The organism is Flavobacterium psychrophilum (assembly GCA_001708385.1).
In the GTDB taxonomy this organism is placed as follows: Bacteria; Bacteroidota; Bacteroidia; order Flavobacteriales; family Flavobacteriaceae; genus Flavobacterium; species Flavobacterium psychrophilum_A.
Genome location: CP012388.1, coordinates 98,611 through 120,464, shown reverse-complemented (window position 1 = coordinate 120,464; position 21,854 = coordinate 98,611). Strand labels below are relative to the sequence as shown.

General features: G+C 37.5%; 22 protein-coding genes. 9 read left to right on the top strand and 13 right to left on the bottom strand.

Annotated elements, in window-relative coordinates; genetic code table 11:
- Position 1: 1 nt before the first annotated feature.
- The 5 genes from ALW18_00560 (at position 2) to ALW18_00540 (ending at position 5,231) form a co-directional block, all read left to right on the top strand.
- Positions 2-1,129, top strand: a complete 1,128-nt coding sequence (locus ALW18_00560) for a histidine kinase (protein AOE51140.1) — start codon at positions 2-4, stop codon at positions 1,127-1,129.
- A 3-nt stretch (positions 1,130-1,132) separates the two neighbouring features.
- Complete coding sequence (locus tag ALW18_00555) at positions 1,133-2,860, top strand: histidine kinase (GenBank protein ID AOE51139.1); 1,728 nt, start codon at positions 1,133-1,135, stop codon at positions 2,858-2,860.
- A 71-nt stretch (positions 2,861-2,931) separates the two neighbouring features.
- Positions 2,932-4,296 (top strand): coproporphyrinogen III oxidase, encoded by a 1,365-nt coding sequence (locus ALW18_00550; protein AOE51138.1) that lies wholly within the window; start codon positions 2,932-2,934, stop codon positions 4,294-4,296.
- Positions 4,297-4,377: 81 nt separating this feature from the next.
- A complete protein-coding gene (locus ALW18_00545; GenBank protein AOE51137.1) occupies positions 4,378-4,605 on the top strand; it encodes a hypothetical protein in 228 nt (75 codons plus the stop codon).
- A gap of 56 nt (positions 4,606-4,661) precedes the next feature.
- Positions 4,662-5,231, top strand: coding sequence for a cyclic nucleotide-binding protein (locus tag ALW18_00540; protein ID AOE51136.1), 570 nt, complete (start codon positions 4,662-4,664; stop codon positions 5,229-5,231).
- 2 nt (positions 5,232-5,233) lie between these two features.
- Here ALW18_00540 and ALW18_00535 read toward each other — a convergent pair whose 3' ends face one another.
- The 8 genes from ALW18_00535 to ALW18_00500 form a co-directional block, all read right to left on the bottom strand.
- The gene (locus ALW18_00535) at positions 5,234-5,935 is read right to left on the bottom strand and encodes a hypothetical protein (protein ID AOE51135.1); all 702 of its coding nucleotides are present in this window, start codon (positions 5,933-5,935) and stop codon (positions 5,234-5,236) included.
- 78 nt (positions 5,936-6,013) lie between these two features.
- On the bottom strand, positions 6,014-6,460 hold the full coding sequence (locus tag ALW18_00530; protein AOE51134.1) for a cytochrome C oxidase Cbb3: 447 nt from the start codon (positions 6,458-6,460) through the stop codon (positions 6,014-6,016).
- 12 nt (positions 6,461-6,472) lie between these two features.
- Positions 6,473-7,891, bottom strand: coding sequence for a cytochrome C oxidase (locus tag ALW18_00525; protein ID AOE51133.1), 1,419 nt, complete (start codon positions 7,889-7,891; stop codon positions 6,473-6,475).
- A gap of 5 nt (positions 7,892-7,896) precedes the next feature.
- Positions 7,897-8,817, bottom strand: coding sequence for a cytochrome C oxidase subunit III (locus ALW18_00520; GenBank protein ID AOE51132.1), 921 nt, complete (start codon positions 8,815-8,817; stop codon positions 7,897-7,899).
- Positions 8,814-9,023, bottom strand: coding sequence for a cytochrome C oxidase subunit IV (locus ALW18_00515; GenBank protein ID AOE51131.1), 210 nt, complete (start codon positions 9,021-9,023; stop codon positions 8,814-8,816). The genes ALW18_00520 and ALW18_00515 overlap by 4 nt, the downstream gene beginning before the upstream one ends.
- A gap of 5 nt (positions 9,024-9,028) precedes the next feature.
- Positions 9,029-11,227 (bottom strand): cytochrome C oxidase Cbb3, encoded by a 2,199-nt coding sequence (locus ALW18_00510; protein AOE51130.1) that lies wholly within the window; start codon positions 11,225-11,227, stop codon positions 9,029-9,031.
- Between the two features lie 2 nt (positions 11,228-11,229).
- Entirely contained in the window at positions 11,230-11,403 is a 174-nt protein-coding gene (locus ALW18_00505) for a cytochrome C oxidase Cbb3 (GenBank protein AOE51129.1), read from the bottom strand.
- 102 nt (positions 11,404-11,505) lie between these two features.
- Positions 11,506-13,890, bottom strand: coding sequence for an ATPase (locus tag ALW18_00500; GenBank protein AOE51128.1), 2,385 nt, complete (start codon positions 13,888-13,890; stop codon positions 11,506-11,508).
- Between the two features lie 106 nt (positions 13,891-13,996).
- Here ALW18_00500 and ALW18_00495 point away from each other — a divergent pair, with 106 nt between their 5' ends.
- A complete protein-coding gene (locus ALW18_00495) occupies positions 13,997-14,677 on the top strand; it encodes a Crp/Fnr family transcriptional regulator (GenBank protein AOE51127.1) in 681 nt (226 codons plus the stop codon).
- On the opposite strand, the gene ALW18_00490 is transcribed toward ALW18_00495, so the two are convergent.
- From ALW18_00490 to ALW18_00470, 5 genes are all read right to left on the bottom strand, one after another.
- The gene (locus ALW18_00490) at positions 14,678-16,492 is read right to left on the bottom strand and encodes a hypothetical protein (GenBank protein AOE51126.1); all 1,815 of its coding nucleotides are present in this window, start codon (positions 16,490-16,492) and stop codon (positions 14,678-14,680) included.
- 112 nt (positions 16,493-16,604) lie between these two features.
- On the bottom strand, positions 16,605-17,291 hold the full coding sequence (locus tag ALW18_00485) for a LuxR family transcriptional regulator (GenBank protein AOE51125.1): 687 nt from the start codon (positions 17,289-17,291) through the stop codon (positions 16,605-16,607).
- A 5-nt stretch (positions 17,292-17,296) separates the two neighbouring features.
- Entirely contained in the window at positions 17,297-18,091 is a 795-nt protein-coding gene (locus tag ALW18_00480) for a histidine kinase (GenBank protein ID AOE51124.1), read from the bottom strand.
- On the bottom strand, positions 18,049-18,696 hold the full coding sequence (locus ALW18_00475) for a hypothetical protein (GenBank protein ID AOE51123.1): 648 nt from the start codon (positions 18,694-18,696) through the stop codon (positions 18,049-18,051). Before ALW18_00475 ends, ALW18_00480 begins: the two co-directional genes overlap by 43 nt.
- 7 nt (positions 18,697-18,703) lie before the next feature.
- Positions 18,704-19,045, bottom strand: a complete 342-nt coding sequence (locus ALW18_00470; protein AOE51122.1) for a hypothetical protein — start codon at positions 19,043-19,045, stop codon at positions 18,704-18,706.
- A gap of 439 nt (positions 19,046-19,484) precedes the next feature.
- Here ALW18_00470 and ALW18_00465 point away from each other — a divergent pair, with 439 nt between their 5' ends.
- The 3 genes from ALW18_00465 to ALW18_00455 are packed head-to-tail and all read left to right on the top strand — an operon-like array spanning position 19,485 to position 21,842.
- Complete coding sequence (locus tag ALW18_00465) at positions 19,485-20,060, top strand: hypothetical protein (GenBank protein AOE51121.1); 576 nt, start codon at positions 19,485-19,487, stop codon at positions 20,058-20,060.
- Between the two features lie 23 nt (positions 20,061-20,083).
- Positions 20,084-20,656, top strand: coding sequence for a hypothetical protein (locus ALW18_00460; protein ID AOE51120.1), 573 nt, complete (start codon positions 20,084-20,086; stop codon positions 20,654-20,656).
- Between the two features lie 52 nt (positions 20,657-20,708).
- The gene (locus ALW18_00455) at positions 20,709-21,842 is read left to right on the top strand and encodes a hypothetical protein (GenBank protein AOE51119.1); all 1,134 of its coding nucleotides are present in this window, start codon (positions 20,709-20,711) and stop codon (positions 21,840-21,842) included.
- The last annotated feature ends 12 nt before the right edge of the window (positions 21,843-21,854 follow it).

Here is a 21,854-nt window from a genome sequence, read left to right as displayed (position 1 = left end):
TGTGGATAGCGAAAAAGAAAATAATGTGAAACACTTTCTTGACCTTATACAAAAGTCAAGAAGAGGTAAGTTTAAAGTCTACATCGGTATGAGTGCCGGTGTAGGCAAAACTTTTCGTATGCTACAGGAAGCACATTCACTGCTACGTAACGGCATCGATGTAAAAGTAGGTTTTATTGAGACACATAATCGTAAGGAAACCCATGAGCTTTTAGACGGTTTACCCATAGTACCCAAAAGGTCTCTTTTTTATAAAGGAAAGCATCTGGAAGAGATGGACCTACAGGCCATAATCAACCTGCGCCCGGAAGTGGTTATTGTAGACGAGCTTGCTCACACCAATATTGAAGGTAGCAAAAACGAGAAACGCTGGCAGGATGTTTTAGAAATACTTGATGCCGGTATTAACGTAATTAGCGCTGTAAACATTCAGCATATTGAAAGCCTTAACGATGATGTAAAAGAAATTACAGGTGTTGAGGTTAAAGAGCGTATACCCGATAGCGTACTTAAAGCTGCTGATGAGGTAGTAAATATTGACCTAACTGCCGATGAACTTATTGCCCGATTGAAAGAAGGTAAAATTTATACCGAAGATAAGATTGCATCAGCTCTTAAAAACTTCTTTAAACCGGAACATATATTACAGCTTCGTGAACTAGCACTAAAAGAAGTAGCAAGCCAGGTAGAACGTAAAGTAGAAACCGAAATTGCAGGTGGATCATCGTTTAAACATGAGCGCTTTTTAGCTTGTATTGGCAGCAACCATAAAACAGCACGTACGGTAATTCGTAAAACAGCACGTCTTGCCAATTACTATAATAGTAAATGGTTTGTATTGTATGTACAGACACCCAATGAGAGTGCTGACAGGATTCCGCTTGACAGGCAACGACACCTGATAAACAATTTTAAGCTGGCTACAGAACTTGGAGCCGAAGTAATTAAAATTGAAAACAGTCATGTAACCACAACTATAACACAACAGGCAGAAATTCTTAAAGCAACGACCATTTGTATAGGCAAACCCAGGCTAACTTTGCTTAAGGTTATTTTATCTACAAACATTTTCAACAAACTGCTAAATAAATTATCTTCGAGTGATATTGACCTTATTATCCTGTCATAAAAAATGAAAATAAAAACCAAACTCATTATAGCCGTAAGCCTGTTATTTTTTATGATTACAGCACTATCGGCAATAGGTATCCGTCAGGTTAATGTACTTGCCGGAGAAACCAAAAATATACTGACAGACAACTACCATTCGCTTGATTATTCACGCAATATGTATCGCATTCTGGATGAACAGGAAACAGGTCCCGACTTAGCTAAGTTTAAAGCCTACTTGCAGAAGCAGCAAAAAAATGTTACTGAAATAGGCGAAAGCGAATTGACAGATAATCTTTCTGAACATTTTAATGACTTTGAGAAAGAACCCAAAAATATTGCTTTGCTTGAAAGGGTTCGATCTGATCTTAACGGTATCATGAAACTGAATATGGATGCCATTCAGCGAAAGAGTAACAGTGCTGCCAAAACTGCCGACAATTCTATTATGTGGATGTCATTAGTAAGTTCATTCTGTTTTGTTATTGGCTTTACGCTTATTGTTAACCTTCCCGGATATATAGCCAACCCTATCCGCGACCTTACCGAAAGTATTCGTCAGATTGCCGCTAAGAATTATTCGCAACGTGTGTATTTTAAAGGTCATGATGAATTTTCTACCCTTGCAAAATCGTTTAACTCTATGGCAGGAAAATTACAGGAATATAATGCCAGCGATTTCTCTAAGCTTATGATGGAAAAGAAGCGTATTGAAACACTTATTAATAACATGCACGATCCTGTTATTGGCCTTGATGAAAATTATACTGTACTCTTTGCTAATGATGAAGCATTAAAGATTACCGGGCTTAAAAGTACCGACCTTATAGGCAAACCGGCACAGGAAACAGCACTTAGTAACGATCTTATACGAAACCTGACCAAAGAGGTTGTTAATCCACAGCAATCTCAACTAAAAGAACAGCCCCTTAAGATATATGCCAATAACCGCGAAAGCTATTTTGAGAAAGATATCATTCCAATATCTATAATCCCGGCAGGGGAAACAGATGTAAAGAAAATTGGATCGGTCATCATTTTAAGAAATATTACCGCACATAAAGAACTGGATGCAGCAAAGACAAATTTTATAGCGACAGTATCCCACGAATTTAAGACACCTATTGCATCCATGAAAATGAGTTTGCAATTATTAGAAAATGAACAAACAGGCAGCCTTAATGAAGAACAGCACAATTTAATAGACAGCATTAAAGACGATGCAAACAGACTTTTGCGTACTACAGGCGAATTACTTAATATTACTCAGGTAGAAACAGGTAAAACCAGTATTAACATATCATCCTGCGATATTACTACTATTGCCGCCGAAACAATAGATAGCCATAAAACAGCCGCGATCTATAAAAACATCACATTGCAATCGCAAATTCCAAACGATCTACCTGAGGTTTTAGCTGATGGAGAGAAGACGCAATGGATACTTTCAAACCTTATTTCTAACGCTATACGATATTCGTACGAAGATACTGTGGTAACGATAATTGCAGCGGTTCAAGAGCATACTATAAGCGTAAGTGTAAAGGATAATGGCCCGGGTATAGCAGAGAATTACCTGGATAAGATATTTGATAAATATTTCCGCGTGCCGGGAACTCAAAAAGAAGGCACCGGGCTTGGACTTGCTATTAGCAAAGAATTTATGGAAGCACAGGGCGGAACGATAAAAGTAAGCAGTAATCCCGGTGAAGGAAGCAACTTTACACTGGTTTTTAAAAGGGCCTATTAGGGTTACATGATTTTTATCATTTTTTAGCAGACTGGCACTCAGTAATTTTGAATATTGGAAATAATGACGATATGAAAAATTCACTGATTCAAAAGTATAATGTGCCGGGTCCAAGATACACAAGCTATCCAACCGTACCTTACTGGGAAGAAAATAATTTCACTACTAAAAACTGGAAGTATACATGCCTGAAATCATTTAATGAAAGTAATGCTACAGAAGGCATCAGTCTTTATATACATCTACCCTTCTGCGAGAGTATGTGTACTTTTTGCGGGTGCAATAAACGCGTTACTAAGCGTCATGAGGTAGAAACACGCTATATAACCGCCGTGCTTACAGAATGGGCTATGTACTGCAATATGCTACCCAAAAGGCCTCGCATTAAAGAATTACACCTTGGCGGAGGAACTCCTACTTTTTTTAGTCCGGAAAACCTGGAAATACTTATCAATGGCATTTTTGAACGTGCTGATATTGCACCTCACCATGAATTCAGTTTTGAAGGCCATCCCAATAACACAACCAGGGCGCACCTTCAAACCCTATACAACTTGGGTTTTTCAAGGGTTAGTTTTGGCGTGCAGGATTATAACGAAACTGTTCAGAAAGCTATTAATCGCATACAGCCTTTTCACAATGTGGCAAAAGTTACATTCTGGGCCCGCGAAATTGGTTATACCTCGATAAGCCATGATCTTGTCTTTGGGCTGCCTTTCCAAACCGTTCAAAGTATGATCGATACCATCGAAAAAACAAAAGCCCTTAATCCCGACAGGCTTGCTTTTTACAGTTATGCCCATGTACCGTGGATTAAGGGCAACGGACAGCGTGGTTTTGATGAAAACAACCTGCCTAAAGACGACGAAAAAAGACAACTATATGAAACCGGCAAGAGAATACTTTCGGATAAAGGTTTTCTTGAAATTGGAATGGATCACTTCGCAATAACGACAGATAGTATGTTTGACTCTTTTAACGATGGTAACCTTCATCGTAATTTTATGGGCTACAGTGCCTCTAAAACACAACTCATGATTGGGCTTGGCGTTTCTTCTATAAGCGACAGCTGGTACAGTTTTGCGCAAAATGAAAAGAGCCTTGAAGAGTATTACAAACGTATTGAAGCTGATGAATTACCAATATTTAGAGGACATTTACTTACCGATGAAGACCTTATTATACGGAAACATATTCTAAATCTTATGTGCAGGCTGTATACGTCATGGAATGATACTGCAGATACATTCGCCGAATTGCCTAATGTACTGATTAACCTTAAGGAAATGGAAACCGATGGTTTATTGGAGTTTGGTAAGAATAATATACAGGTAACTGAAAAAGGAAAACCTTTTGTACGCAACATCTGTATGGCATTTGACCTGCGGCTGAAACGAAAAACACCTGACACCAAATTATTTTCTATGACTATATAATTGTCTTTTTTTGACATACATCAATAATTAAGGTACTTAGGCTGTGCATCTTTGCCTCATATTAATTTAATTATTTAAAAGATGCACAAAAAGTATTTTAAATACATCAACACATTGTTTGTTGTTGTACCCATGACACTTATCATGGCATTTGTAGGGTTAATTCGTAACTACGGATTTAACGAATGCTGGTTCATTAAATTTCTTAATGCATGGAGTATTATGCTGCCTGTATCTTACGTGGCTGCGTTTATCATTATTCCGAGGGCGCGAAAAATGGCAGAGAAAGTTATTAAGCAGAATGCATAGCAGCTTTTTCTTTGCCATATTATTGTAATTTCGCAGGACGGATATCTTAAAAAAAAATGTATAAACAGCTTGAAAATTACATAAGCAGCAGAATAGCTATTTCATCATCTGAAATGGAAATTATCCTCTCCTATTTTCATCCGCTAAATCCAAAAAAGAATGAGGTTTTGGTTACTAACGGGCAAACCAGCCAGCGTATGTTTTTCGTTGGCAATGGTTGTTTACGGATATTCTTTATCAACGAGGAAGGACAGGAAGCTACCCGTCACCTCGCTTTTGAAGATACGTTTGCAACCACACTGGTAAGCTTTATAACAGGTGAACCTTCATTGGAATTTATACAAGCATTAGAAGATACCCAACTACTATATATTGCTCAAAAAGATTTTTATGATCTGATAGAAATTATTCCGGAGTGGAGTACGTTTTACAGTAAATACCTGGAGTATGCCTATGTAACGAACACAAATAGATTGATGTCTTTTATTACTATGGATGCCATAGAACGCTATAGACAGCTTTTAGAACAAAAACCCGATATAATTAAACGACTGCCAAATAAAATGGTTGCATCATACCTTAATATTTCACAGGAAACGCTTAGCAGGTTAAAATCCAGAGTATAAAACTATCCACAGTTTGGCGCGCTTCCCACAAATAGACTCATTGTTCCGGGAGAAATATAAGGAATACTTAACCCTAGTCCGCGCACGATGAACAGCATACCAATAAATACGGCCGCATAAGGCACTATTTTGCTGAAAGTGTTTCGTATAGGGTTATTAAGAAATCCTGAAATATAAACCACTGCACTCATAAGCGGTACGGTTCCTAGTCCGTATAAAACCATATAAACAGTCCCAAGGCTTTCACTTTGCATAGCAATAGCGCCAAATAGCGCTGCGTATACTAGTCCGCAGGGTAAAAATCCATTAAGCAGTCCTGTTATAAATAGGGCCTTATTGTTTCGTTTACGAAACTGGCTACCCAGGCTTTGCTTAATATTTGATATGAGTTTATATACCGGCTTAGAAAAATTGTAGCGTGCAAATATTCTTTCGGGTATCATCACAATGGCTATCATTACTAATCCGGCAATGATTGATAGCTGCTGCTGCATACCGGCAAGGTAAAGCCCTTTACCCAGTATCCCAAAAACAAGTCCTAAGGTTGCATAAGCTGTTATTCTACCTAAATGATATAAAAGTAGTTGTGCCGCCCTTTTTACAGGATCATGCCTGTCTACAGGTAGCATCATAGCTATTGGCCCACACATACCTATACAGTGCAGGCTGGAAAGCAATCCTAATAATAATGCAGAGTAAAGCATTGTATAGAAGTTGATAGTTGATAGTTATCGGTTACTGAATATAATTTTCTAATACAATCAGTAACCGACAACCGACAACTATAAATTAAGCATCTCTTTATTGATGTAGCCTTTGCCATCATACTGCCACTCAATGGTAATGTCCCAACGGCCGCCAGCCAGATCACTTTTAGGTATGAGCAGATGATTTGTTGAAAGTGAAATAGGTATTTCAAAATCAAGCTTTTGGCTGGACGGCCTGTAGAGGGACACTTTCCCTGTTATTTTATTTATATCAAATCCTTCAGGAAATTCTATTTGTATATCGTTACCCACATCCTGTATTTGTAGTTTGTGTACCAGCGACACGGCATTTTGTTCTTTATCCAGCTGCGATTGCAACACCCGTTCCTGCTTGTAATATTCCTCTACCACAAGTTCATTATCATAAGCACTGTCACTTTGCACCCTGAAAACAAAAAACAATATAAATGCCATAAACAGTGCAAAAGCTATTACTATTCCCGTACCCCAGTTAATTTTCATAATCGTCTCTATTTAATTAAAACTCCTCGGCCCTAAAAAGTTAGTGGTTTCTGTTTCTATCAGCCTGTTACCGTCATGAACCTCAAGCGTAATTTTTGTTTTATCGCCTTTAAGGAAAGACGGGTTTATCTCAACAAACAGAGTTCCGCTAACCATTGCTTCTTTAGGCACTTTAAAATGTGCTGCACCTACCGTCTTTGCAATTCCATTGGGATCCGAAAGTTTAAAGTGCACATCATTAAAATCTTTAGTTGTCTTATTTATAATTTTATATGTAAAAACATTACTAATGTTATCGCCCTTATGTTCAAACAATTGTCCTGGCAGGCGAAGCACAGTAGCCTCAACATCGTTACGTAAAAACAGCATACCAATAAATATACCTGTAAGTATTGTCAATACAGCGGCATACCCTTTCATACGCGGTGTAAAGACAAACTTTTCTTTTTTGGTTATCTCGTCTTCACTGGCATAACGTATAAGCCCAAGCGGAAGCCCTACTTTATCCATAACTGTATTGCATTCATCTATACAAGCCGTACAGTTAATGCATTCCAGTTGAGTTCCGTTTCTAATGTCTATCCCTGTAGGGCATACATTTACGCAAAGTTTACAGTCAATACAATCCCCTTTGCCAACAGATTCCCTATTCTCACCTTTAACCATCCTGCCGCGCCCGGTTTCCCTTTCACCACGAACATGGTCATAAGCCACAATAACCGATTTATCATCCAGTAATGCCCCCTGTAGCCTACCATAAGGACAGGCGATAATACAAACCTGCTCCCTGAACCATGCAAAAATAAAATAGAACACAGCCGTAAATATCAGTAAAGCTACAAGAGTCCCCATATTGTTTGCAGGGCCTTGCTGAACCATTTCAATAAGCTCATCCCTGCCTGTTAAATATGCCAGGAACACATTTGCAATTATGAATGATATTACAAAAAAGGCAAACCATTTTAGCACACGCTTTTTTATTTTCTCAGCATTCCATTCCTGCTTATCCAGCTTTATTTGTGCTCCTCGGTCGCCATCAATCCAGTACTCAATACGTCTGAAAACCATTTCCATGAATATGGTCTGAGGACAAATCCATCCGCAAAATATACGTCCGAAAGCAACAGTAAATAGTGCAACAAACACTACCCCTATGATCATTGAAATGACAACAAGGTGAAAATCCTGAGGCCAGAACGGAAAACTAAATATATTAAACTTACGCTCTAATATGTTGAACATAACAAACTGGTTACCATTGATTTTTACAAATGGAGATATCACCAGAAATGCAAGTAAAAGCCAGCTGACAATTACCCGATATTTAAAGAACTTACCTGAAGGCTTTTTAGGGAAGACCCAAACCCTTTTACCCTCATCATTTATCGTCCCGATGCTATCCCGGAACGCTTCATCCTGTTGTTTTGACATAGCATTTATTTTTCGTTTACCGCTACCTTATCATCCGCTGCCTTAGATGCTTCTTCTTTCCATACATCACCCTGCGGTTCTTTAGGATCTTTAGGGTTAGAACCTTGCAGCGATAATACATAACTGGCTACAAGCTGTATTTCAGATGGTTTAAGCGTACCTTTCCAGGCCACCATACCTTTGCCATCGCGGCCACCTTCTGTAATAGTGTGGAATACATTTTTAATACCTCCACCCAATAGCCAGTTCTCATCGGTAAGGTTTGGGCCGATAGCACCACCGGCATCTGGCCTGTGGCAGGCAGCACAGTTGGTTTCGAATATTTTTTTACCTGCAGCAAGATCGGCAGGCTCGGTAAGAAGCGTTACGCTTTCGGCATCAATAAGATCCTTAGCCGTTTTCTTGTATTCTTCGACAGCCAGCTTTGCCTCAGCCATTTCTGTCTCGAATTCTTTTTTCTGATCACCATATCCGAAGATGTGATATTTAGCCAGATAAATAATTGCAAAAACAATACAGGCATAGAACAATTTTATCCACCACGGCGGCAACACATTGTCTAGTTCTTTTATACCGTCGTAGTCATGATCCATCAAGATTGAGCCTTCTTCTTCAATTGGCCTTGTTTTCACAAAGAACCTTTTCAGTTTTTTAAACCATTCACTATCTTTAAACTCTATAGCATCGGCAGCAGCCAGTTTTGCTTTTTGTTCATCGGTTAAAAGACTGTACGTAACCCTGTCTATTGCCAGCACTACTATCTCTATGGCAATCTGGATAAAGATAAAAACGCCCAGAAACAACGACACCATTGGGTACTTTATAAAAGCAGGCCTGTCGCCAGAGTCTATAAAAAACTCTAAAGCCATAAATACCAGAGCAAATATTACGGGAACCCTTACATATACGGGAATAAACTTTTTCATTGTACTGTATCGTATTTGTTAGTATTTCCGTTTTCATTTCCTTCAGTAAAAGGAATGTTGCTCATTTCGTTTATCTTATCCTTTTTATAGGTGTATACCCATGAGTATAGCACTACGAAAAAGATGAAAAATATAAGAAGTGATATGATTGGATATAGCTCAATTCCTGAGATACTTTCCAAATTATGTTTTACAAACTTCAGCATGACTTTTATTTTTTATTTACTGCGGTTGTATCTTTAATTTTAATATCGGTGCCAAGGCGTTGCAGGTAAGCAATAAGGGCTATAATTTCCCTGTCGCGCATTGCAACAAACTCTTCTCCCCTTGCTGTCGCAGCTTTTTTACTTTCTTCATAGCTCTTCACAAAGTCGGGATCGGCATGCAGGCTCTGCTCTATTTTTAAAGCCTGTTCGCTTACTGTTTTATCGGCATTGGCAATGTCTTCTTCGGTATACGGAACTCCCAGTTTTACCATTACTTCCATTTTCTTCTTCGTTTGGGAGTAATCCATTTTCTCATTATCAAACAGCCATTTGTATGCCGGCATAATTGAACCTTCTGATGTACTCTGCGGATCCCAAAGGTGGTTGAAATGCCAGTTATCACTGTATTTACCTCCTACCCTCATTAAATCGGGACCGGTTCGTTTAGATCCCCAAAGAAATGGGTGGTCATATACATATTCACCCGATTTGGAGTATTCGCCATAACGTTCAACCTCACTCCTAAATGGTCGTATCATTTGTGAGTGGCAGTTAACACAGCCTTCCCTGATATATAGGTCACGTCCTTCAAGTTCCAGCGGGCTGTATGGTTTTACAGTACTTATGGTTGGTATGTTAGATTTTACCATTATGGTAGGCACAATCTGTATTACACCGCCTATTAGTACTGCAATGGTTGCAAGTATTGTAAGCTGAATGGGCCTTCTTTCCAGCCACGGGTGAAATTTCTCTCCCTTAAGCCTTTTGTTTGTTATTTTTTGAAGCGCAGGTGCTTCAGCAAGTTCATCTTCAATTTTTTGACCTTGTCTAACCGTCATTATGATGTTGTACACTAATACTAACAGACCGATTACGAAGAGCGTTCCGCCAATGGCACGCATCCAGTACATTGGCATGATCTGTTTTATCGTCTCAAGGAAGTTTCCGTATTTAAGTGTGCCGTCCGGGTTAAACTGTTTCCACATAGAAGCCTGTGTGAATCCGGCAACGTATAAAGGAAGCGCATACATAATAATACCCAGTGTGCCTATCCAAAAATGAAAATTAGCTAGTTTAACAGAGTACAAAGTAGTTTTTGTCATACGGGGTATTAACCAGTAGATCATACCAAAAGTAAGGAAGCCGTTCCATGCAAGCGCACCTACGTGTACGTGGGCAACGATCCAGTCGGTATAGTGGGCAATTGCATTTACATTTTTAAGTGAAAGCATGGGCCCTTCAAACGTTGCCATGCCGTAACCGGTAATTGCCACAACGAAAAATTTAAGAACTGGACTTGTACGCACCTTATCCCATGCTCCACGAAGGGTTAGCAATCCGTTGATCATACCACCCCATGATGGCGCGATAAGCATTATTGAGAAGGCAACACCCAAATTCTGGGCCCAGTCCGGCAATGCAGAATACAACAGGTGATGTGGCCCTGCCCAGATATATATAAAGATCAGTGACCAAAAGTGAATAATTGAAAGTCGGTAGGAATATACAGGCCTGTTAGCCGCTTTAGGTACGAAGTAATACATAAGTCCCAGGAATGGCGTGGTAAGAAAGAATGCCACAGCATTGTGCCCATACCACCACTGTACCAAAGCATCCTGAACCCCGGCATACACCGAGTAGCTTTTCATCGCACTTACAGGTAATGCCAAACTATTAAAGATGTGAAGTATAGCTACTGTAATAAATGTAGCAAGATAAAACCATATAGCTACGTACAGGTGACGCTCCCTTCTTCTTAAGATAGTACCTATCATATTTATACCAAACACCACCCATATAAGCGCAATACAAATATCTATAGGCCATTCCAGTTCGGCATATTCTTTTGAAGATGTGTAACCCAATGGTAGTGATATTGCCGCTGCCACTATAATAAGTTGCCATCCCCAGAAGTGAATGTTACCCAAAACATCGCTAAACATACGTGTTTTAAGCAGTCTTTGCATTGAATAGTAAATACCCGCAAACATTGCATTACCCACAAAGGCAAAAATAACGGCATTGGTATGTAGCGGTCTTAACCTGCCGTAGCTAAGCCACGAAACGCCGTCTGTTAAGTTGGGGAACATATACATAGAAGCTATAAGCAAGCCAACGAGCATTCCTACCACACCAAACACTATCGTGGCGTAGAGGAACTTTTTAACTATTTTATTATCGTAATAAAATTGTTGCATTTCCATAATTAATCCTTGTTAGTTTTGTTTTCGTTTTGTTTGGTCTCATCGTCAAAAAGCATCCTGACAGATGGTGTGTAATCATCATCAAACTGGCCCTGCTTCACTGCTCTTACAAACACATATAAAAATAGCAGTGCCACTATAAGGCTGATGGTGATTAATAGATAGATTACGCTCATACTTCTTAATTTTGTGTTAACAAAGTTAGTTTTGACCCACCGGATAAAACATGATATTTGTCATGGTTAGGGGTTTTGTTTATTGATTTTTTGTGGAATTTGCTATTGTTTTCGCCTGGCGTAGTAATTACTCATTACCGTTACAAAACTGATAATGGTTATAGTGCTGAGCGGCATGATGATAGCGGCAGTAAGCGGCGATAATTTTCCAGTTACAGCAAAAGACAATCCTACCACATTGTAAAGCAGTGACAGTGTAAAACTCATCTTAATGGTTTTAACCGTGTTTTTAGAAAGCTTTAAATACCATGCTATTTTTTTGAACTCACCAGCGTCAAGGATACCGTCACAGGCAGGAGAAAATACATTTACATTTTCAGATATGGATATACCTACATTGCTTTGTGCCAAAGCACCGGCATCGTTAAGTCCGTCACCAATCATCATTACATTTTTACCTTGCTTTTGCAGGTTTTCTATAAAGGCAAGTTTTTCATCAGGCTTTTGGTTAAAAGCGAACTGCGTGTTTGAGGGTAGCAGTTGCTGAAGTACTTCCAGTTCTCCTTCATTATCTCCCGAGAGTATTTTAAGACTGTAGTTTTTGCTAAGCTCGGAAAAGAGTTGTTTGAGTCCGTCGCGGTACTGGTTATCAAAAACATACTTACCCATATAATTCCTGTTGATGGAAATATGAATATTTGTTTGCAACGTGTCTTCGCCCTCTGCCCCAACAAATACAGCAGAACCAACACGTATAAAAAATCCATCTACAGTTGCTTTTATACCTTTGCCCGTCACTTCCTCAAAATCGTCTACAATTTGTAAAGAGGTTTTCGGTAGAAAATCATACAACCTTCTGCTTAACGGATGGTTAGAACCACGAAGCAAACTTTTAATAAATGATAACTCCTTACCGTCAATCTTTTCATCCTGAAACCCTTCAAACCTTATCGTCGATTTTTTATTTGTGGTTATCGTTCCGGTTTTATCAAACACAATGGTGTCTACTTTTGCCATTTGTTCAATTACAGTAGCATTTTTAAGATACAGTTTCCTATTACCTATTACACGCAATACATTACCTAATGTAAAAGGCGCACTTAATGCCAGTGCACAAGGGCAGGCGACAATAAGTACAGCAGTAAATACATTAAAGGCAGTGGTCGTATCAATAAAAATCCAATAGGTAAATGATGCAAACGCAATCAAAAGCAACAATGGGGTAAAGTATCTGCTAATGGTATCTGTCATCGTTTTATAGTCCCGTATATCTTTTTTTGCAAACACCTCGTTACTCCACAGCTGGGTTAGATAACTTTGAGAAACCGAACTCAACACATCCATCTCGACTACTTTCCCCATTTGCCTGCCGCCGGCATAAATCTTGTCGCCAGACTTTTTAAGAATGGGTTCTGCTTCGCCGGTAACAAAACTGTAATCAATAGACGTGGTATCACTTATTAGTATGCCATCTACAGGTATAAGTTCGCTGTTGCGGATAAGCAGCCTATCACCTTTTGCAACATCATATACAGGTACTGATACTTCCGACCTATCAGGCATAATTTTGGTCACAGCTATAGGAAAATATGATTTAAAATCTCTCTCGAAGGAAAGAAAATTATATGTTTTCTGCTGAAATAACCTGCCCAGAAGCATAAAGAATACCAATCCGCAAAGACTGTCAAAGAATCCCTGCCCGTACCCAAAAACAATGTCTATAGTACTACGCACAAACATTACAATAAGCCCTAAAGCAATGGGAATATCGATATTCAGCATCCCCGCCCTGAGACTTTTATAGGCAGAAACATAATATCCGCTTGCAGAATACAGGAATGACGGCAGAGATAATACAAATATCAGCCAACGGAAAAAGCCACGGTAATTGTCAAGCCAGTAATCTTCTACCTCAAAATATTCAGGAAAAGAAAGCAACATTACGTTGCCAAAACAAAAGAAAGCAACACCTAACTTATAAATAAGGCTTCGGCTTACACTTTCCTGCTTGTTGTCATAATTATCAAGGCTTATATAAGGTTCATACCCTATAGAATTCAATAGGTATACAATCTGCTTTAACGTAACTTTTTCGGGATTGAAAATAATACGGGTTTTCTTTTCGTGAAAGTTAACCTGGGAGCTACTGATTCCCGGCTGCAACCTGTGCAGATTTTCAAGTATCCAGATGCAGGAACTACAATGGATGTGCGGAATATAAAGCATGGCGATATGTGTGCTCTCTTCTTTAAAGTCCAGCAGCCTGTCTACTATAGCTTCATTATCCAGAAAGTCGTACTTCCCTTTAATATCCTGTGGTGTAGCGCCCGGGAAGGTTTCAAAATCGTAATAATCGGTTAGCCCGTTCAGGCTAAAAATTTCATATACGGTCTTACAGCCATTGCAACAAAAAGATTTATCATCAAAAATAATTTCTTCCTTTTTTACAACATCAAGTCCGCAATGAAAACAATGTTTCGTTTCCATAATCTGCTCATTTTACCTGATGCAAAATTGCACCACCTTTCGTAAATAAAATATGATAATTGTCATGCCAAATCACTAAATTTGCAGAACTTAAAGCGTTAGTCTGATGAGCAAGTGTGAACAATGTATAGTGAGGGAATTCAGTTCTTTAAAAGCACTGAACAAAGATGAATTGCTTAGAATGGCAGAATGCAAATCTTCGTACACAATTAAGAAAGGTGAGCCTATTTTTACCGAAGGTGAAAATGTAAATGGTATTTTCTGTATTAAAGATGGCGTATGCAAACTTACTAAGCTAAGCCCTAACGGTAACGACCAGATTGTTAAGCTTATCACCAAAGGCGAACTGCTTGGTCAACGTTCTATGATTAGTGACGAACCTGTAAATCTTACTGCCACTGCACTTGAAGATATGGAGGTGTGCTTTATACCAAAAAACGAGGTTATGGGCTTTTTCAACGAAAACAACCAATTCTCTATGAATGTTATGAAAACCATTTGCGGTGACCTTAAAGAAGCTGATGATCATTTGGTTAATATGGCGCAGAAATCGGTAAAACAACGCCTTGCTGAAACACTTGTAGACCTTTATAAAACTTTCGGCGTTGACACAGATAAAAGCCTAAAAATTAAACTATCCCGCGAAGAAATTGCAGGTATGGTAGGTACAGCAACCGAAAGCTGTATCAGATTATTGTCTGAACTTAACAAACAGGGTATAATAGAACTGTCCGGAAAGAAAATAATCATCCCGGACAGCAATAAACTTCTAAAACTGGTAAACTAATTACGCTGTTACTAAAACTTCTTCCGGTATAACAATACCTTCTATTATTGCTTTATAAAATGCTAATTTTTCGAATACATCTGCTTTAGATGATTCAAAGAAATTTGTAGTATCAAAAAGTTCCTCATAATAATAGATTCCTGAAAGAAGGTTGTTCTTAAAGGTTGTCCACTTTTTTATTTGTGGCTTAGATGGTATAACCTGATTTATTTCTTTAGAAAGAAAATCAACATACAATCCGAGTTCTTTAATAAATATATTAGGACGATATCCTTTTGCCAGCACCGAATTATACCCATAGATATGCCCAACCATTTCTTTTAAAGAAATTTCTTTATCAAAATAAGCCATGTTAGGCCCTGGGCAAATAACTATACCTTGCTTCTCTCCCTTAATTGCGATATTGTTCTCAAGGTATGACGCGTTTGCCAAGCCCACGCAAAGGCAGGACTTTACAGTTATGGCTTCATATCTTTTCTTAAATTCCAATGCCGACAGATTATCTTTTTCCGAATCCAGTAGCCCTAATTTGATCTGCTGGTATTTGCGAGACGCTGTACATATACCCTGTTCATCATATTCGCGGCTAAGTGCCAAGAGCTTTTTAGGGCAAGAGCTTCCGGCTTTACCATCATAGATACGTTTACTCTTTAAAAAATCATTGGTAGTCCCTTCAATTGTATTAAAAGGTACTCCTAGCGGCGATATATCGCTCCTATAAAAATCTTTTTCTTTAGCTGCAGCTAATAAATTACGTGTTGCTGCATCTACAGAGGTGGCTTCCGGAACCATTAGGAAGGGAGATCCCCAACCAACAGAATCAACATTATATTCATCAAGTAAAAAGTCGTGTTCCTCTGTTGTTCCTACCCCACCCTGCACGGTGATTTTTAGAGTTGGTCTGTTTGAGGGAACTGTACGCTGAGTATTTGCCAGGGCCTTAATTAAAAGCTGGCATGCAGTATCCATAAGCTCACTTTTTCTTTGCTTAAACTCATTCATAATTGAACCTAGAAGTAAACCATCTGTAGCGAAAGCGTGCCCTCCGCAATTAAGTCCCGATTCAATACGATACTCAGATACCCATATTCCTTTTTTTGCCAGATAACTTCCCTGTATCATTGCAGAACGAAAATCGCTTACTTTAAGTACAATCTTCTTCTTTATCTGCCCACTGGCATCAGGGAAAAAATCATCAAATGACGCAATGTAATTGTATAATGACGGATTCATACCTGCCGACAGTACAAGCGAAGAACTTAGTTTGCTATTTGCAAATCCTCTTAGAGAAGCATGTGCATCGTTGTATATAACAGGTAGTGCTTCTTTTTTCTCAAAATTTGTTTTATCTACTTTTGTCATGATGTTGACATCAATAGAACCCGGATACAGATTTTGCGAAATATATTCTTTGAGTCCGTTAATCATCTCGGCTTTATCCGAGATAAATTCCTGTAAGCCCTGCTTTATTTCAGATTTTTGAGGAAGCATCGCTATAAAGTTGGTTAATACCTCTTTACTTTCAGTTAACTCCTTAAAAAAAGAATCATACTTTTGTTTAACTATAGTATCTACCTTATCAAGGTAAGCTGTAATGCGTTCGGCACGATAATCCTGTATCTTCTGCGTGATCTCTTTATAGGGAAGTTCAAACTTTTCGCTGTAAAAAGCATTCATTTTTTCTATCAGTTCATCGTCTACAATAGAAATAACAGAGTCTATGCCATATTGAGCAACCCTTATAGGGCTATCAATTGTGTAGGCAAGCCCCATAACGGGGATATGAAATGTGTGAAGTTGTTTTGGTAATGTCATTTACAAAATGTTTAGCCAGCAAAGATTAGATATCGTTTGCATACAAAACCTGATAAATATCATTGTTCGATATTTTTGACAATGCTAAACTTATGTAAATAAAAAAATGGTGTTATTCTATAAGGCTCTCTATTGTTACGTATTCATTATTGATAGCATAAATAATAAGCCCAATCATATTCTTGCATTCTGTTTTGCGCAACAGGTTGTTCCTGTGACCTTCAACAGTCCGCGTACTCAGAAATAGTTTTTCGGCAATTTCTGCACCGCTGTGCTGTTTGCAAATAAGCTTGAGTACTTCCACCTCCCTATTGGTAAGCTGCTCCTCCAGAAATCTACCTTTCGTTTTTTTCTTAGGCGAAGCAAGACACTCATGTATTACCTGCAATACTTCGTCGTTGTAGTAAAATCCATTTTCATACACTTCGTTTATTGTAGTTAAAAGTTCCTGAGGTGTGGTGCTTTTTACCAGGTAAGATGCAGCACCTACATCAATCATATTGGCAATAAACGATTTGGTATTATAGCTGGTGAGTGCAATAATCTTTATCTCCGGAAATTCTGAATGTATAATTTTAGTAGCCTCTACGCCATTAAGAACCGGCATTTTAAGGTCTATAATAATTATATCAGGATTAGTATTGTTGATCTTATTTTCTCTTAAAAAAGACACCATTTCTTCTCCGTTACAGGCTTCAAAAATAACATCTATATTTCTTTTGCGCTGTAGAATAAACGATACGCCTTTCCTAAAAAGAACTTCATCGTCTGCGAGTGCAATTCTTATAGTATCTGCCATAACTACTAAAAATTAAAAACTACGTCAATTCCTCTACCAACAGCCGAATCTATCTTAATATCTCCTTCAAGGAAAATAATGCGGCTTTCAATATTTTTCATCCCAAGCCCTTTACTTTCTTTTAGCCTGTTAGCGTCAAAGCCTTTTCCGTTGTCTGTATATTTACAAATTACTTTATCGTTACTCTTATTAAAAGATAATGAAACTTCTGTAGCCTTTCCATGACGTAATGAGTTGTTCATCAGCTCCTGTATTATCCGGAAAACATGAAGATGCCTGTTTTTATCATTTTCATTAAAGGTTACATTATTTTCATACTTTACAATCACCGACTTACTACTGTTAAATTCAAAACAAAGCTCTTCAACACCTGCATGAAGCCCAAATTTATCCAGAACAGGAGGTAAAAGGTCATGTGCTATTCTTCTGGAACTTTCTAAAGTCTTAGTTGTAAGGTTAATAATATTAACTGTAATCTCTGAAACTTCATCGGGTGTTAAGTCCGGTGTCGTTAACATATGGCTGTTTAAGGACACAATATTTAATTTTGAACTTATATCATCATGAAGATCCTGTGCTATACGTTTTCTTTCATTTTCCTGTACCTCGATAGTTGCAAGAATAAGATTTTTTTGGTAGTCCAACTCAAGATTCTTCTTTTCCAGTTCTTTTTGAACGATCTTCTTTTTAGAGAAGAAAAAGAACAGCAATAATATCATGCTCATAAAGAACATAAGAAATATACCCGTTATAATAATTAACCCTGTTTCTTCTGAGTTAGATAAAAGGTTTGCTTCCATTCCCATAAAATTAGTAATTGATATACAATAAACAATGATGCGTTTATTTTCCAGATAAACATACTAATTTCTACGTTGAATGACACTATTGATGTTGCAGATGCAAAAATTAATGCGCTACTTATAAAGTAGATACATATGCCAATGGTAGCGTATTGAAAGGGTAATTTACCTGATAGTAATTCAAATAAATACAAAACCGCATAAACACTTACTAAACAATTTGTTACTAGTAATCCTATCGAATTAAATTTAAAATACTGCCCCGGATCTACCATATACTGCATGGCAAGTAAAGCAGCAAAGATACCAGCCGAAAATTTAATGAATAGCTGTTTTTTTTTATTGACTCGGGCGAACAAATAGTAATAAAAAAAGCTTAGTAGTAGAAAGGGGCAAAAAAGGTAATAAGTAGCTAAAAAATGGTTGTTAATATTCAATATCGCATAAATCTCTGTGATAACGTTTATTAGAAAAAGCGAGATAATATATACAACAAAAAATTTATAGGCTTTGCCATTTTTAGCGAAGCCTATAGAATATAATACCAAATTTATAAAAAGAATAAAAAGACCGAGATTGGTCAGGATCTTTAATAAATACATTCAATTACTATTTGTTCAAAGGACTGTCTTTATCGCATAAATTTGGACATGGCCTTGAAAAATCAAAGATAGCAGATTCACCTTTATCGGCAATAATATCTTCATAAGTATCCGTATCCTTATTATATCTGGTACCTACCATCATTAGTTTTTCTTCACCAAGATCATCAACTCCAACATAGGCTCTTACTGCATCCGGCTTTTCGGATAAAACCTCTGCAAAATCTACTATCGGAATTAAGAATCCATGAAGTTCGTGATGGGAATTATAAGTCCCTTCCTCTTTTCTCCATCTGGCAGCAAAACGTTTAGCATCTTCCAGAGTAATTGTGTTTTCTTTTTTACTCATATGATTAATTATTAATTGGTTGTAATTGAATCAGCTTAATTTTTCAACAAACCTGTAAATGAAAATAATAAGATAAAAATATTTGAAGACAGGCTTCTGTTAAATAATTAACATATTTCAAAGATAAGATTAAAGTTGCAAATTTCATCTCTCTTATAATTTTCTTACATAATAATTATAATTGCCTTATACGTATTATGAAAAAGATCCCAATTTAGAAAACAGGTAGTTATACCTATATCCGGATGATTGATAGCACCTAAATTTGATGCCGTACTAATAGAAAATAGTACAATATCTGAAGATTAAGATTTTGCTGCCGCTACAGTAAAAATACGCTGAAATTACAATATTACAAAACAGGTGAATATACGTGGTTTTAGTATTTCCCTTATTAATACATTAGCTATAACCATATAATCAACAAATTAAAAATACAATCATGGAACAATTTTTAGGTCAGATACAGGCTTTCGGCTTTAATTTTCCTCCAAAAGGATGGGCATTTTGCGATGGGGCAATTTTATCTATTGCCCAAAATACCGCGCTTTTTTCTCTATTGGGCACAACCTATGGAGGAAACGGACAAACTACTTTCGGTTTGCCTGATTTAAGAGGCCGCTCAATAGTACATCCTGGAACAGGACCGGGATTACAACCTGTAGTTCAGGGACAAGTAGGAGGAACAGAATCTGTAACACTTCTAACTACAAATATGCCGGCTCATACACATATTATGAATACTGTTACAGCTAAGACAGTAATTGCTACAACAACTGGAAGTCCAATAAATGAGACAGATGGCAATACTCTTGGTTTTGGTTCAGGTGGCACTTTTCCTAATATGTATTCTGAAAACACACCAGACCCAACAAATTTTGTAGGAGGGGTTAGTACAACATTAACAGGAACACCTTCGATAGCTGGAGGAAGCCAGCCTTTCGCATCAAGAAGTCCATATCTGGGAATTTATACGAGTATTGCACTTGTTGGTATTTTTCCATCAAGAAATTAATTTATTAATCTAATTTAAAAAATATGGACGAAATTTTAGGTGCAATATGCCATTTCGGATTTCAATTTGCTCCGGTTGGCTGGATGCAATGCAACGGGCAATTACTGTCAATCGCTCAAAACACACCACTTTTTGCACTATTGGGAACAACTTATGGCGGAGATGGACAAACAACTTTTGGAATTCCTAATTTACAAGGACGTAGTATCGTACATCCAGGACAAGGACCCGGTTTAACCCCAATAGATCAAGGAGAAATTGGTGGATATGAAACAATGACACTGTTGCCACTAAACATGCCAATGCATACGCATGCTATATCAGACGTAAAAGCACAAACAGTAGTTCCTGTTACTACCGGATCGCCTATTAATGAAACCGATGGTAATATCCTTGGTTTTGGATCAGGTGGAACTTTTCCTAATATGTATTCTGAAAGTACGCCAGATCCAACCAATTATGTAGGAGGAGTTACAACAACAATTTCGGGGACGCTTAGTATAGCAGGTGGTAGCCAACCTTTTGGAATAAGAAGCCCATATCTGGCTGTAAATACTTGTATATGTACTGAAGGTTACTTTCCTTCAAGAAACTAATATTAATAATTTAAGAAAGGTACTATATTACCTCTCTTTTTACATTTTTTTTATGGGTGGTGAAATAAAAATCGGAGTTTTAATCCCCCAGTCAAGACAATACAAAACACTTGACAGGGATTTTGTTCGCGGATTAAAATTAAACAATCTTAATGCAAAATTATTTGTAGAGAGCATAGGGATTGGGGCAGATGAACAATTAATAATAGAAAAAATACAGAAGCTGAGTTTTCAGGAAGGTATTAATATTATAATTGGTTTTTTTGGACATAACAATATAAGCCATGTTTACGAGTATGCATCTGCTAATGATATTTTAGTGCTAGCAACAGACCTTGGTGCGACTATGCCGTATTCAAAAAAGTCTTTTAAGGGTATATATATAAATTCTTTCGCTCTTGCAGAATCAGGATATTTATTAGGTAAATATTTTTCCGAAAAAAATTATAACTCTATTGCCTCCGCTACTTCTTATTATGATTCAGGTTATGGAATATTATCAGCACTTGAATCTTCTTTAACAGAAAACATAAACTTTACAGGACATTATATAACACCACTAAATCCAAGAGAGGAAGAGGAAAAGTATATGGAAGCTGTTATAGATAATGCCAATCCGGACGCTGTATTTGGATTTTTCAGCGGTTTATATGCCGAAGAAACAGCAGCATTTATTTCTAAAAATAAGATAACATCTAAATATCCATTCTATTTTACTGCATTCTCCATAAGCGACGCTTTTATAGAAGACTATAAGAGCAATCCTATACCTGCGTATATTGTTAGCCCATGGCTTGAAAGTAACGATAAAAGTTGCGAGTTTACAAATCAATATCTGGCTGCATACTCACAAGCACCTTCAATTTTTTCACTATTGGGATACGAAAGCGGACTTATAGTAAACCATATTATTACAAAGCCTGAACAAGCAGGAAATATAAATTCAGTTATAAAAATTGTAGAAGATATAAAAATTGACGGACCAAGGGGAACTATAAATTTCGAAGATAATAAAACATTATTTGACCATTACATATATACTCTTGAAGCCAACAATAACAATGATGGCCTGACTTTTAAAAAAATAGAGACTTTATCCAACAATGGAGACTTTATAAAAAAGAATGAGGCTATCCAAATTCCGGAACGTTTAGGAGGTTGGCATAACGCTTATCTCTGCCATTAATAATCAAATCAC

Bases quoted from the DNA above. Each gene is read 5' to 3' on its own strand.
- ALW18_00555 (AOE51139.1), top strand. From the start codon at position 1,133: ATGAAAATAAAAACCAAACTCATTATAGCCGTAAGCCTGTTATTTTTT.
- ALW18_00550 (AOE51138.1), top strand. From the start codon at position 2,932: ATGAAAAATTCACTGATTCAAAAGTATAATGTGCCGGGTCCAAGATAC.
- ALW18_00545 (AOE51137.1), top strand. From the start codon at position 4,378: ATGCACAAAAAGTATTTTAAATACATCAACACATTGTTTGTTGTTGTA.
- ALW18_00540 (AOE51136.1), top strand. From the start codon at position 4,662: ATGTATAAACAGCTTGAAAATTACATAAGCAGCAGAATAGCTATTTCA.
- ALW18_00535 (AOE51135.1), bottom strand. From the start codon at position 5,935: ATGCTTTACTCTGCATTATTATTAGGATTGCTTTCCAGCCTGCACTGT.
- ALW18_00530 (AOE51134.1), bottom strand. From the start codon at position 6,460: ATGAAAATTAACTGGGGTACGGGAATAGTAATAGCTTTTGCACTGTTT.
- ALW18_00525 (AOE51133.1), bottom strand. From the start codon at position 7,891: ATGTCAAAACAACAGGATGAAGCGTTCCGGGATAGCATCGGGACGATA.
- ALW18_00520 (AOE51132.1), bottom strand. From the start codon at position 8,817: ATGAAAAAGTTTATTCCCGTATATGTAAGGGTTCCCGTAATATTTGCT.
- ALW18_00515 (AOE51131.1), bottom strand. From the start codon at position 9,023: ATGCTGAAGTTTGTAAAACATAATTTGGAAAGTATCTCAGGAATTGAG.
- ALW18_00510 (AOE51130.1), bottom strand. From the start codon at position 11,227: ATGGAAATGCAACAATTTTATTACGATAATAAAATAGTTAAAAAGTTC.
- ALW18_00505 (AOE51129.1), bottom strand. From the start codon at position 11,403: ATGAGCGTAATCTATCTATTAATCACCATCAGCCTTATAGTGGCACTG.
- ALW18_00500 (AOE51128.1), bottom strand. From the start codon at position 13,890: ATGGAAACGAAACATTGTTTTCATTGCGGACTTGATGTTGTAAAAAAG.
- ALW18_00495 (AOE51127.1), top strand. From the start codon at position 13,997: ATGAGCAAGTGTGAACAATGTATAGTGAGGGAATTCAGTTCTTTAAAA.
- ALW18_00490 (AOE51126.1), bottom strand. From the start codon at position 16,492: ATGACATTACCAAAACAACTTCACACATTTCATATCCCCGTTATGGGG.
- ALW18_00485 (AOE51125.1), bottom strand. From the start codon at position 17,291: ATGGCAGATACTATAAGAATTGCACTCGCAGACGATGAAGTTCTTTTT.
- ALW18_00480 (AOE51124.1), bottom strand. From the start codon at position 18,091: ATGGAAGCAAACCTTTTATCTAACTCAGAAGAAACAGGGTTAATTATT.
- ALW18_00475 (AOE51123.1), bottom strand. From the start codon at position 18,696: ATGTATTTATTAAAGATCCTGACCAATCTCGGTCTTTTTATTCTTTTT.
- ALW18_00470 (AOE51122.1), bottom strand. From the start codon at position 19,045: ATGAGTAAAAAAGAAAACACAATTACTCTGGAAGATGCTAAACGTTTT.
- ALW18_00460 (AOE51120.1), top strand. From the start codon at position 20,084: ATGGACGAAATTTTAGGTGCAATATGCCATTTCGGATTTCAATTTGCT.
- ALW18_00455 (AOE51119.1), top strand. From the start codon at position 20,709: ATGGGTGGTGAAATAAAAATCGGAGTTTTAATCCCCCAGTCAAGACAA.